This window comes from Enterococcus sp. LJL90 (genome assembly GCF_056924355.1).
Window position 1 is genome coordinate 241083 of sequence record NZ_JBXPBQ010000003.1, and the last position, 13030, is coordinate 254112.

The following is a 13030-nucleotide window of genomic DNA, read 5'->3' on the forward strand; positions in this document are numbered from 1 at the left end:
AGACTTAAAAGCTAACTTTGAAGCTTACTCCATAATGAAAGTTTGGCAGCTGTTTTATTTAATGTAGTTCTTTGATTAATTCATTTTCAGAATTATCTTTGGCATGTTTTTTACTTCGCTCAGGACTTTTCCAAGTGCCAGAGCCATGACCTAAAATCGTTTTGATTGCTGGAACAAAGGTGGTGACAATCGTCAAAGCGTTCATCATCCAGTAAAACAGCATATACAAAGGCGCAAAGAACATGTATTTTAATTTACGACCTCGGTCATCAGCCAGTAAAGCTGCAGCTAATTGGAAGAAGCCGGAAATCATTTCAAAAATGACAAAGACGAAGGCCATCGTAAACATGTGATAAATTCTTTCGTAATTGCCCATACTCAAAAAGTAAAAGAAGAGGCCGATAAACCAAGCGGTAAAAATCCAGAAACAAAATGACCAGAGAATACTTAAGGTTTGATCGAGGTACATAATAGTCCGACCGATATTTCTAAAGGGATGCAGAAAAACTTTTTTAAAGTTAGTCAACCACACTTCTGTGCCGCCTTTGGCCCAGCGGCGACGTTGCCGATAAAGCATCCGCATTGTTTCAGGGACTTCCATAAAGAACATAATTTGCGGAGCGAACAAAGATAACCAGCCGTCCATTTGGTGGTCCCAAGCAATACTGATATCTTCTGTTGCGCGATCTTGGCGAAAGAGGCCGACGTCGACTAAAGCGTCTTTGCGATACATTGTGTTGGCACCGCTATAGGCATAGAGGCCACCGAAGACACCCTTTTGTGTCCGCTTGATAATGCCGACGATGCTGGAAAATTCCACCGTTTGCGATTTGGTAATTAAGCGGCTGCGATTTTGCACATCCATATTAGCTGTAACAGCTGCAATATTGGTACTATCTTGACGAATAAAATAATTAATGTAGCGATTCAAAGCATCTGGTTCAGGAACGGTATCGGCATCGTTGCTTAAAATTAATTCACCCTTAGCAAAACCAACACCGATATCAAAGGCATGAGCTTTGCCTTTATTTTTTTCAATGCGAATGACTCGTAGCTTATCATATTTTTCCATTAAGCGGGCTAAAATATTAGGGGTATCATCTGTGGAGCCATCATCGGTGACGAGGACTTCGTAGTTTTCGTAATTTAATTTGGTCATCAAATAATCGATTGTATTTTCAATAACGACTTCTTCATTGTGGGCCGGAACCATAATAGTCACAAAGGGTTCGATTTCAATCGGAATATCGTCCCATTTTTTTTGCCGATAGCGGAAGATAAACCGATAACAAAAAACACCGATAAACCACGAGAAACCGCCTAGAATTGGGTAGGTTAATAAAATTAAAAAGAGTAAGGTTAAAAAGATGTCGATTATTTGATTGCCAGTATGAAACATCAGGTTCATAATTTCACCCCATTTTCTTTGTAGAGATCAGCGACGAAGTGCGTGTCGAGATTTTGTTCTTCTTTGACAGCATAATATTTGACTGTGTGGCGATAGTCTTGACTGCCGAAGCGTTCGTTGTAGCTGTCATTTAAGACTTGCCGGCGCTTAGCTAAACGTTGATCGTCATAGGTGGTTTCCTTGCGTAACTGACCGCCGAAACGGTGATTATTCCAAAGAGTCAAACTAACATAGGTAATTAAAATAATGACGAATGAAATGGCTAAGAAAATAACTAAAAACATCAATGCCCGAATTTCTTCAGAATAACTGTGAAAATAACGGCTGATTTCTAAGTCAGGGAATAAAATTGGCACAAAATCCAGATAAAAGGCAAGATAACGCCAAACCAACCAATCAGTGCAACCAGACTTTGAAAGATTTTTGTGCCTAGATGACCTTTTTCATAATACTTATCTTTGACTAAGATATGGGAAACATCTTCACGGGAAATTTTTTTCATTTTTCTTCACTCCTTTTGACTTCGTTTGTATTTTAAGCCCAAAATACAAATAAAGATATTAGTTTGCTTGCAGCAGTACAGGCTTTGATGGAAATTAAAGAAATCATAATGAATCCGCTCTTATATGACGAAAGTGTGAACAAAGGTGAAAGAATTAACCATAAACTTGTGACAAATAAAAAAATCCAACGGCAGCCGAGGTTGTCGTTGGATTTTTTTATTAAGAAGCGGCTTCTTCTGCGGAATCCGCTTGTAGCGAGAGGTAAGCTAGCTCCCTGTCAGTTAATTTTAAATCAAGGGTTTGAATGCAAGAGTCAAATTCTTTGCGGCTGCGACTACCGATAATCGCTGCCGGTTTAAAAGGCTGACAAAGGACATAGGCTAAAGCAATATTGATGCTGTCCACTTGATATTTTTTAGCTAAAATTTGACAGCGGTGCAATTTTTCAAAGTTTTCATCACTGAAAAAGGCATCCTTAATATCTTGCGGCGCATTTTCATCATAAATATCGGCAAAAAATCCATGGGCTTGCGCAGCCCAGCTAAACAACGTCACATCTTTACCATTGTGCCACTGAGCATAGGCATCATCTGCATAAACACAACCTGGCCAACGGGTTTTCTTAACCGTTGCTAAAGAATAAGATGGATTATTGACTGACAGGCCTTGATAGCCTTTTTTATGGCAATAATTTACGGCATCCTCAACTCGCGATAATTCCCAGTTCGAAACACCACAAGCCGTAATCAAGCCTTCTTTGCGATGCGCTTCTAAACGATCCATAATCAATTCCACCGGAACATCGGGGTCATCACGATGCATTAAATACAAATCAAAATGATCACAACCGGTTCTTAACAGGCTGCTGTGTAAATCATCGGTAATTAAATCGGGTTTCACCCGCCAATATTCAGGGTGATGGGTCCCGTCTTCAGTGATAATCGGATGGCAGGCTTTATCCATAATAATTAATTGATCTCGATTGTCTCTGGAATCCAGCCATTCTTTTAAAATTAATTCCGCCCGGCCAGCGCCGTAAAAACGGCCGGTATCAATCACATTGCCGCCAACTTCCACATATAAGTCGAGCATCTTAAAAATTTCTTCCCGCACATCTGCGCCAATGCCAAACCAAGCGGTCCCCATAATCATTCTTGAAATCGGTTGTTCAATTCCTTTGACTTTAATATATTCCATTTACTTATCCTCGTTTCTTTAAAATTTGACGAACCAATGCAACTAAAATTAAACCAAAGACTGCAACTGCTGCAGCTACATAAAAGACTGTATGATAAGCAGCCGTTCCAGCACTTGCGTTCACAAAGCGAGCCGCAATTTGCGGACCAAACAAAGCACCGACTGAGTAACCGAAAAACATAATGCCATAATTGACACCAGAAAATTCCATGCCAAAAGTTTTAGCTGTCAGCGGTGGGAAAACCACTAACACTCCGCCAAAGGACCAGCCCAAAATAATTAAGAAGAAAATAAAGACGGGCAGCGAGTAAGCAAAGCTTAAACCGATTAAGGCGACAAAAGTTAGCACAAAGATGAGGGCTAGTGTTGGCAGCTCGCCCCATTTATCACAGAGCTTGCCGATAATCAAACGACCACAAAGATTTGAAATTAAATTTACAGCCACTAAATTGGAGGCAGCGATAGCGCTCATGCCTAATTGGGTTTGTCCGATGGCCGATAACGAACCAATCATCATGATGCCAGCAGTACAGGCAACGGAAAAGAGCAGCAATAGCAACCAAAATTGTAAAGTCGAAACCATTTCCTTTGGTGAAAAACTTTTTCCTGATGGATTGCCTTGAGCCGTTTGCTGAGTGAAATTTGCTGGCTGCCAGCCTTTTTCCGGCAGAGACATTTTCCAACCAACCGCCCAGATGACAATCAGATAAGCAACCCCTAAATACATTAAGCCTTGAATTCCAAAGGCGTCACATAAAATGGCACCGGCTCTAGCGGTAACTAGCGGGCCGACGGATGCGGCGCAGAGTAAAACACCCGACATGGTGCCGCGTTTTTCTGGATACCAGCGCAAAGCTGTGTTCAATGCGGGATTATATAATAATCCATTACCGGCGCCGGCGACAAAGCCGCAGGTGATGTAAAGCATCGGAATGCTAGTAGCAAAGGCTGTCGCAAACCAACCTAAACCAAAAACTAAACCACCGACATACATTAATTTTTTTGGACCGGACTTATCGACAATCCGTCCTGAAATAATGCCGAAGAGGGCCATGAAAAATTGATAAATAGTTAAGGCGAAGGCGACCTGAGCAGCATCACCGCCGGTTGCTTCTTGAAGCGGAATCGAAAAAACGGAAAAGGCCGCTGAAGCCGAACAAACAAAGATGACAAAAAATGCGGCGACAAAAACGATTTTTCGAACTGATAATTGCTGTTGCTGGGTGATATCCATATTGTTTCACTCCTTGTGTTTTATTTCACAATTAGCATAACTTTTTTCTGAGGGCATAACCAATACTAATTTTTAGTAAATTCATAGAGAGTATCTATTGATGTGGTATACTGAAAAAAAGTTCAAATTTTTTCAGGAGGTGGCAGATGAATTACAATCATTTAAAATATTTTAACGCCTTGGCGGCAAATGGCAACGTCACAGAGACGGCAAAAATTTTACGAATCAGCCAGCCTTCCTTAACCTATGCGATTAAGCATTTAGAAATGGATTTAGGTTTTTCCTTATTTGAAAAAGTCGGCCGCCACATCCAATTAACTAAAGCCGGAGAAAAATTTCATAAGGTAACAGAACAAGCCATCGCTGCTGTCGATCAGGCGGCTGTCAATTTGCAAGAAGCAGAGCAATTAGCAGCTCAGCAATTAAATATCGGCATCATCCCCACCTTGGCCAGCAGCTTTATGCCTAAAATGTTGCGGGCTAGTCAGAGGGAAAATTTTGCAACTGAGAATTATCATATTTTTCATGGCTTTACCAATGAAATTATTGCTAAGCTGGAAACAGGTGATTACGATGTTGGTTTTTGTTCAAAAATCGCTGATGAAAGTCTGGAATTTTTTGAAGTCGAGCGTCAGTATTTTGCTTTAATTGCTAACCAAGATTTTCCCTTGAGTCAGTATTCTATAGAAGAATTATTTCAACAACCACTAGTGACCTATCGCAAAACTGTCCCGATTGGCCAAAACACCCATCAAGTATTGCACAGCTACAATCCTCATCCACAGATAGTGGCAGAAATGGATGATGAAACTTCGATTGGCGGCTATGTGATGGAAAATCCAGTGATTGCCTTGGTGGCAGACACTTCTTTATTGCGGCAATTTGATTTGCATAAATTTATTTTGCCGGATGAGGACAGGTATCACAGTGTATATTTGACGGTCTTAAAGGAGCGTCTTGCCGAAACTAAAATCAAACAGTTTGTCGATTTTACCAAAAAATTCATTACCGGTAGTTAAGAAGAAGGAGTAGATGCAGTCATGTTAATGTTCACAGATAAAAGTTTTAAAGTGTTTGAGATTGAAGGCCTTGAAAATCGGATGACAGCCATCAGAAGTGAGATTCAACCCATCTTTCAGGAACTGGATGATTACTTTAAAAATCACTTAGAAAAAGAATTGAATGAGGAGCTCTTTGTTCATATTGCTCAACATCGCCGCCGCAGTGTTTATCCGCCGGAAAATACTTGGTCGGCTCTCAGTCGCAAAAAACGCGGCTATAAAATGGAGCCGCATTTTCAATTGGGAATTTTTCCGGAATATGTGTTTATGTGGTTGTCGTTTATTGACAATCCCCAGAATGAAAAAGCAATGGCGGAAGCGATGTTAGCTCATCCAGAAGTTTTTACTGGATTGGCTGATTTTTCTTTATCTTTAGACCACACACAGGCGGCTGTTGTGCCCTTGGATGAGGCCGATTTACAGCAGGCTTTGGTTCGCTTTAGGGATGTCAAAAAAGGTGAGTTTCAAATTGGTCGAGTGATTTATCGTGGCGACAAATTATTTAAGACTCCCACCAAGGCCCGCAAATTTATGTTGGAAACTTACATGGAGTTGTTACCTTTGTATCGTTTAGTCATGCCTTTGGCGATAAAATAGTGAGTGATAGTTTTTAACTATCACGTAGCGGTCAAAATTAATATACTTTTTGTGAAATTTATATTAAAATAGAAAAATCAATTAAAGAAAGATGAGTTTACTATGAAAATATACTAAGCTTAGCTTTTCTATTTTAAGCAAGAAGGTGTTACAATGGCGAAACCGATTATTGGTGTAGCAGCAAATGAAAGTCAAAATCCGGGAACTGTGCTCTATGAGATGCCAATTTTGTATACGCCCCTCGGCTATACAAAAGCAATTCAAGAAGTTGGCGGCTTGGCAATGGTTTTACCAATCAGCGAAAAGGCAGCTGCGAAGGAATATGTTAGCCAGATTGATAAGCTAGTCTTAGCTGGCGGCCAAAATGTGTCGCCGAAATTTTATGGAGAAGCAATGACTACTGCGGATTCGACTTTTTTAGCCCGCGATGAATTTGAATTGGCTTTGATTGAAGCGGCTTTGCTGCAGAAAAAACCAATTTTTGCAGTTTGTCGTGGCATGCAATTACTGAATGTTGCTTTAGGCGGGACTTTGCATCAGGACATTAGTCAAATGAAAATTTCTCACATGCAGGACCCGATTCCGCGACAGGTTGCTACCCACGAAATTTTTACTGAAAAAGGCAGCATTCTAAATCATATTTATGGGGATCAGACGATGGTGAATTCTTTTCATCATCAAGCGGTGGATCATTTGGCCACTAATTTTAAAGAGACTGCTTGGAGTCCAGATGACGTGATTGAAGGCATTGAAGATCGTCAGCAGCATTTATTAGGGGTGCAATGGCATCCAGATTTTGCTTATGATGCGTTGCCGCAGGAGTTATCAGCCTTTAGATATTTGGTTGAAAGTCTGTAAGCAAAAATTTTTGCTTGCATTGGTTAGTTTGGTTTTTAAACGAAAGGGGATTTACATGAAAAAGAAATTTATGGGGCTTTTAGCGACTGCTGCACTTTTATTGGCAGCCTGCAGCGGCGGCGGAGATATAACAGATAGTGGCAATACTTCAACTTCAGGAGACACAGCCGCAGTGAATCAAACAATCTCAGTTTCTACAGCTGGGGAATTGACGACTTTAGATAGTGGGCAATACACAGATACTTATAGTTCTGATATGATTGGTCAGCTCGCAGAAGGCTTGTATCGTTTAGATGCCGATGGCCAGCCGGAATTGGCAATGGCCGCTGAAGATCCTGAGATCAGCGAAGACGGCTTGACCTACACCTTTAAAATCCGTGATGCTGAGTGGAGCAATGGTGATCCGGTAACAGCTAATGATTTTGAATATGCTTTTAAATATGTAGCGAATCCAGAAAATGCATCCTCTAGTATTAATCAAATGGATATTTTCCAAAATGGTTATGAAGTCAGAAACGGTGACGCTGATCCAGATACTTTAGGTGTGACGGCTTTAGATGATGAAACTTTGGAATTAACGTTGGCAAGTCCGATTTCTTATTTGGATCAAATTTTAGTTGGTACGCCGTTTATGCCGAGAAATGAAAGTTTTGCTGGTGATTTAGGCACAGCTTATGGCACTAGTTCGGACAATTTTCTTGGCAACGGCCCCTTCACCATCTCTGGTTGGAACGGCAACAGCGAGTCTTGGACTCTAACCAAAAATGAAAATTATTGGGATGCTGACAACGTTCAATTAGATCAAATTGATGTGCAGGTGATTACGGAAACTGCAACCGGCGTGAATTTATTTGATACGGGTGCGCTGGACTTTACTTTATTAACGGATACCTATGCGCAAGAAGAACAAGATAACGCATTATCTCATTATGATACTCGTTCATTAGTCGGATATGTTTCTGCCAACCAAAATCGGGAAGTGACCGGCAATGTTTTAGTTCGTCAAGCCTTGTTACAATCGATTGATAAAGAAGGCTATGTGGAAAATGTTTTAGGTGACGGCTCCACTGCATTAAATGGTTTTGTTCCGGCTAACTTTGCCTATGATCCAGATAATGGTGAAGATTTCCGTGAAGAAAATGGCGACTTGTTACCATATGATTTAGATGCCGCACAAGAAGCTTGGGCTGCCGCTAAAGAAGAATTAGGTCAAGATGAAATTACCTTAGAAATACTTTCTGCAGATTCAACGGTTGCCAGAAGAACAGTTGAATTCTTGCAGGGCCAATGGCAGGATAATTTAGAAGGATTGACTGTCAGTGTGGCTTCTATGCCGTTATCCAATCGTCTACAACGACAAACAGAAGGTAACTTTGATTTAGTCTTTGGGACTTGGACGCCGGATTATGCTGACCCGATTAACTTCTTAGAATTTTATGATTCAACCGGCGGACTGAATACTTCTGGTTATGCTAGTGAATCCTATGATGCTGGCCTGCAGGATGCCCGCACTACTTTAGCCAACGATCCAGAAGCCCGTTGGGATGAATTATTGGCTTTAGAAAAACAATTGATTGAAGAAGATACCGCAGTTCTGCCGATTTATCAAGGGGCGCTGGCTTATCTGCAATCAGAACGTCTACAAGGGGTGCAAACCTTCCAATTTGGACGAACAGTTTCTTATCGTTTAGCCTATGTAACGGAATAAAAAATATAATCGATAAACTTTGAAAAGTGCTGCTGCATTTAGCGGCTGCTTTTCAAAGTTTTTTTGATTGTTTTAGAAAAGTCTGATTAAAGAGAGGGAAATAAGTTGCCGATTTTTAACTGATTTATTCAAGTAATAGTAGCAGCGAATTTTTTTGTGCTTTTAATTAAAAAGCAGGTGTGCTAATTTTGAAGTAGGATAATTTATTTTTCTTTTTTAAACAAGGAGTGAACAAGGTGATTGGAATCGGTGTACTTTATTTTATGGTAATTATTTTAGCCAATACCGTTGGAGCGATTTCGGGTATGGGGGGCGGCGTCATCATTAAGCCGGTCTTGGATTTTATCGGCTATGATTCCGTAGCGGCGGTCTCCTTTTATTCAGCGGTGGCGGTTTTTACAATGTCGATTGTCTCCACTTGGCGGCAATTTGCTAGCGGCCGCAAACTGAATGGTCCGATTGTTCTCTGGGTGTCTTTGGGGGCGGTCATCGGTGGTTTTCTCGGCAATGTTGGCTTTGAAGGCCTCTTAAAAATATTTCCCAATGAAGACTACGTGCAGCTGATTCAAATCGTGATTACGATTTTTACGCTGGTCTTTGCCTTTTTATACAGCAAATATGACTGGAAACAATTTCAATTAAACAGCATTTTTTGGTATTGCCTCTGTGGGCTGATTTTAGGTTTCCTCGCCAGCCTGTTAGGAATTGGCGGCGGGCCGATTAATGTCTCACTGTTGATGCTGCTCTTTAGTCTGCCAATTAAAGAAGCGACCGTTTACTCCATCTGTACGATTTTTTTCTCTCAGCTAACCAAGCTGGCGACGATTGCGCTTTCCAGCGGTTTTGCCCGCTATGATTTACGAATGCTATTTTTTGTGATTCCCGCTGCCGTCTGCGGTGGTTTAATCGGGGCGAAATTCAGCCAAGTTTTATCGCCGCAAAAGGTGACAACCGTTTTTCAAGGGGTAATTATTTTAGTCATCTTGATTAATATTTACAATGGCATCCGCATTTTCATTTAAACAAGTGACACTTTTTAAAAATCTGTAACTTTGGGAAATTTCCTTCGTTGCAAGTTTTTTGATTCTCATTTTAAAGACAATCATTCTCAACAAAGTCAACAAACTTCTGAAATAGCTTTCAAGTTTTGTTTAAATTGACTTAAATAGGCCCTATTCCTTGCTATCAAAAAGATAATCTTTGTGAAAAAATTTCTAGATTGTCAAAAAAGTTTTTTAAAAAGTGGAAAAAAGATTGACTTAATGGCTGTTTTATTATAATAATTATAAATAGGGAATCTACCCTTAAAATTTGTGAGGAGGAATTATCAATGTCATTAATTGGAAAAGAAATCGAAGCGTTTGAAGCGAAGGCTTACCACGAGGGAGAATTTATCGATGTAAGCTCTGAAGATTTTAAAGGGAAATGGAACATCGTTTGTTTTTATCCAGCAGATTTTACATTTGTTTGTCCAACTGAGTTAGAGGATTTACAGGGACAATACGCAACATTGAAAGATTTAGGAGTGGAAGTTTATTCTGTATCAACAGATACTCACTTTACCCATAAAGCTTGGCATGATCATTCAGATGCAATCGGCAAAATTGAATACATTATGATTGGTGATCCATCCCATAAAATTTCCCGCATCTTTGATGTGTTGGATGAAGAAGAAGGAGCGGCTAACCGCGGTACCTTTATCATCGACCCTGATGGCGTAGTTCAAGCAATTGAAATTAATGCAGACGGTATCGGCCGTGATGCTAGCACTTTAATCAATAAAATCAAAGCAGGCCAATATGTCCGTAACCATCCAGGTGAAGTATGCCCTGCCAAATGGCAAGAAGGCGAAGACACCTTAACTCCTAGCTTTGATTTAGTAGGTAAAATTTAAGGAGGAACGTCTTTATGGCATTTGATGCTGAAGTAAAAGGACAATTAGCCCAATATTTAACCATGTTGGAAAATCCAATTGTTTTAGAAACAAGTTTAGATGACAGCGAAGCTTCCGGCAAAGTCCGCGACTTTGTCACAGAAATTGCTGAGATGTCAGATAAGATTGCCTTTAAAGAAGTTTCTTTAAAGCGGACGCCTAGTTTTAAAGTAACTCGTCCCGGCGAAGATTCCGGTGTTGTTTTTGCTGGATTGCCAATGGGGCACGAGTTTACTTCATTAATTATGGCTTTGCTACAGGTGAGTGGTCGGGCACCAAAAATTTCTGATGAACAGGTTGCCTTGATTAAAACTATCAAGCAGCCGTTAGCATTTGAAACTTATGTCAGTTTGACCTGCCACAATTGTCCGGATGTGGTACAAGCACTAAACATCATGAGTGTTTTAAACCCAACAATCAGTCATACAATGATTGAAGGTGGCATGTTTAAAGCCGAAGTGGAAGAAAAAGAAATCTTAGCAGTGCCAACGGTTTATTTAGACGGTGAATTTTTCGAAAGTGGCCGCATGACGCTAGATGATATTTTAGCAAAAGTGGTGACAAGTGATCCATCTGAGTATACAGCCAAAGAACCCTTCGACGTTTTAGTTGTCGGTGGCGGACCGGCTGGAGCGAGTGCGGCAATCTATGCTGCCCGCAAAGGAATTCGCACTGGTTTGTTAGCGGAAACTTTTGGCGGACAAGTGATGGAAACCTTAGGCATCGAAAATATTATCGGTACCCCTTATACCGAGGGACCAAAATTTATGGCTTCTGTTGAGGAACATGTTAATCAATATGAAGTTGATGTGATGAAGGCTCAACGGGCAGCTAAAATTGAGAAAAAAGAATTTGTCGAAGTCACCTTGGAAAATGGTGCAGTGCTGCAAACAAAAGCAGCAATTTTAGCAACTGGTGCTCGCTGGCGTAATACTGGCGTTCCTGGTGAAGCAGAATTTAAAACTAAAGGGGTCGCTTATTGTCCCCATTGTGATGGTCCGCTCTTTGCAGGTAAAGACGTGGCAGTAATCGGCGGCGGAAATTCCGGTGTGGAAGCGGCAATTGATTTGGCAGGCCTTGTCAAACATGTGACCCTCTTGGAATTCTTACCAGAATTAAAAGCTGACCAAGTGCTGCAGGAACGTTTGGCTAGTTTACCGAATGTGACTATTTTGAAAAATGTCGCCACTAAAGAAATCACTGGCGACACCAAAGTAAACGGCTTAACTTATATGAATCGTGAAACAGAAGACGAGCATCATATTGAATTAGCGGGCGTTTTTGTGCAAATCGGTTTAGTTCCAAACACCGATTGGCTAAAAGATACGCTAGAGTTGAGTCGTATGGGCGAAATTGTCGTCGACAAACGAAGCCAAACTAGTATGGCGGGTGTTTTTGCCGCAGGCGATTGTACCGACAGTGCTTACAAACAAATCATTATTTCAATGGGATCAGGTGCAACAGCGGCCTTAGGTGCCTTTGATCATTTGATTCGCAGTTAACCTTTTCTTAACTTATATAGTAGGAAAAATTTTAAAAAGCTCTTTTGAGAACCTAAAAAGTTCTCAGAAGAGCTTTTTTCCATTGAAACCCGCGGTACTTGCTGAATCCAATCGGTAAAATTCTTAAGAAAGTAATAAATAGCGTTTGCAATTTTGTAACATTTGTCAAACTTCGTAACATAAGACGGTCAAAAAATTCTTTACAAAATAAATTTAAGAATATTGACCAATTTTGTCCTTGTTATAAAACAGTAAAAAGTTTGATGCACCAAGGGCTCTCCGCCTTTTTTACAAGGTATTACGAAAACCCCGTTTCCCGTAACGAAGTGTTATATTATTTAAACCTATGTAATATTTTCTGGTGTTAAAGTAGTGTTCGTCGCTGATGCGAACAACACTTTATTTATTTAAGGAGAGTTACATGAAATCAATTAAAACTTTACTATTAGGAACAGCTGCCATTGCCGGAATCGGATTTTTCGCAGGTGCTACCAATGCTAGTGCTGCCGAAGCTTATACAGTTCAATCAGGAGATACTCTTTCACATATTTCATCTGAATTTTTTGGCAGTGATGCTTATGTTAATGTTATTGCTGAAGCAAGTGGCTTAACTGACGCTAACTTAATTATCGTCGGTCAAGAATTATCAATTCCAACAGAAGAAGAAATTGCCAACGGAACTTACACCGTTGCTGAAACAACAACTTCTGCTGCGACTGAAACAACGACTGCTGATACTTCAAGCACTTCAGCTTATACTTCAAGCACTTCAGCTTATACTTCTAGTGTGAGCGGTAGTGAAGCTGAAGCGAAAGAATGGATTGCCCAAAAAGAATCTGGTGGTTCTTATACAGCAACTAATGGACAATACATCGGCCGTTACCAATTAACTTCTTCATACTTGAACGGTGACTATTCAGCTGCCAATCAAGAAGCAGTTGCTGATGCTTATGTAGCAAGCCGTTATGGTTCATGGACAGCTGCCCAAGCCTTTTGGTTAGCAAATGGCTGGTATTAAGAAATAAGAAA

At 40.5% G+C, this 13030-nt stretch carries 13 protein-coding genes; 8 read left to right on the plus strand and 5 right to left on the minus strand.

Annotated features, from left to right (window positions below):
- Positions 1 to 58 precede the first annotated feature (58 nt).
- The 5 genes from AC1Z3S_RS09325 to AC1Z3S_RS09345 form a co-directional block, all read right to left on the minus strand.
- Positions 59 to 1408, minus strand: a complete 1350-nt coding sequence (locus AC1Z3S_RS09325) for a glycosyltransferase family 2 protein (RefSeq protein ID WP_461740151.1) — start codon at positions 1406 to 1408, stop codon at positions 59 to 61.
- Complete coding sequence (locus AC1Z3S_RS09330) at positions 1405 to 1764, minus strand: hypothetical protein (RefSeq protein ID WP_461740152.1); 360 nt, start codon at positions 1762 to 1764, stop codon at positions 1405 to 1407. Before AC1Z3S_RS09330 ends, AC1Z3S_RS09325 begins: the two co-directional genes overlap by 4 nt.
- A complete protein-coding gene (locus tag AC1Z3S_RS09335) occupies positions 1740 to 1910 on the minus strand; it encodes a hypothetical protein (protein ID WP_461740153.1) in 171 nt (56 codons plus the stop codon). Before AC1Z3S_RS09335 ends, AC1Z3S_RS09330 begins: the two co-directional genes overlap by 25 nt.
- Before the next feature lie 220 nt (positions 1911 to 2130).
- Entirely contained in the window at positions 2131 to 3108 is a 978-nt protein-coding gene (locus tag AC1Z3S_RS09340) for an aldo/keto reductase (RefSeq protein WP_461740154.1), read from the minus strand.
- Between the two features lie 4 nt (positions 3109 to 3112).
- On the minus strand, positions 3113 to 4342 hold the full coding sequence (locus AC1Z3S_RS09345) for an L-lactate MFS transporter (protein WP_461740155.1): 1230 nt from the start codon (positions 4340 to 4342) through the stop codon (positions 3113 to 3115).
- Positions 4343 to 4488: 146 nt separating this feature from the next.
- On the opposite strand from AC1Z3S_RS09345, the gene AC1Z3S_RS09350 reads away from it, so the two are divergent.
- The 8 genes from AC1Z3S_RS09350 to apf all read left to right on the plus strand — a co-directional run bounded on the left by AC1Z3S_RS09350 (position 4489) and on the right by apf (position 13019).
- Positions 4489 to 5361: a LysR family transcriptional regulator gene (locus tag AC1Z3S_RS09350; RefSeq protein ID WP_461740156.1), complete on the plus strand. Its 873-nt coding sequence runs from the start codon at positions 4489 to 4491 to the stop codon at positions 5359 to 5361.
- 21 nt (positions 5362 to 5382) lie between these two features.
- On the plus strand, positions 5383 to 6000 hold the full coding sequence (locus tag AC1Z3S_RS09355; RefSeq protein ID WP_461740157.1) for a DUF1054 domain-containing protein: 618 nt from the start codon (positions 5383 to 5385) through the stop codon (positions 5998 to 6000).
- Positions 6001 to 6153: 153 nt separating this feature from the next.
- Positions 6154 to 6858 (plus strand): gamma-glutamyl-gamma-aminobutyrate hydrolase family protein, encoded by a 705-nt coding sequence (locus AC1Z3S_RS09360; RefSeq protein WP_461736244.1) that lies wholly within the window; start codon positions 6154 to 6156, stop codon positions 6856 to 6858.
- Between the two features lie 55 nt (positions 6859 to 6913).
- Complete coding sequence (locus AC1Z3S_RS09365) at positions 6914 to 8566, plus strand: peptide ABC transporter substrate-binding protein (RefSeq protein WP_461740158.1); 1653 nt, start codon at positions 6914 to 6916, stop codon at positions 8564 to 8566.
- Between the two features lie 263 nt (positions 8567 to 8829).
- On the plus strand, positions 8830 to 9588 hold the full coding sequence (locus tag AC1Z3S_RS09370; protein ID WP_461740284.1) for a sulfite exporter TauE/SafE family protein: 759 nt from the start codon (positions 8830 to 8832) through the stop codon (positions 9586 to 9588).
- A gap of 308 nt (positions 9589 to 9896) precedes the next feature.
- Positions 9897 to 10460, plus strand: coding sequence for an alkyl hydroperoxide reductase subunit C (gene ahpC, locus AC1Z3S_RS09375; protein WP_461736246.1), 564 nt, complete (start codon positions 9897 to 9899; stop codon positions 10458 to 10460).
- A 14-nt stretch (positions 10461 to 10474) separates the two neighbouring features.
- Positions 10475 to 12001: an alkyl hydroperoxide reductase subunit F gene (gene ahpF / locus AC1Z3S_RS09380; RefSeq protein WP_461740159.1), complete on the plus strand. Its 1527-nt coding sequence runs from the start codon at positions 10475 to 10477 to the stop codon at positions 11999 to 12001.
- Between the two features lie 421 nt (positions 12002 to 12422).
- A complete protein-coding gene (apf, locus tag AC1Z3S_RS09385; RefSeq protein ID WP_461740160.1) occupies positions 12423 to 13019 on the plus strand; it encodes an aggregation-promoting factor in 597 nt (198 codons plus the stop codon).
- Positions 13020 to 13030 lie beyond the last annotated feature (11 nt).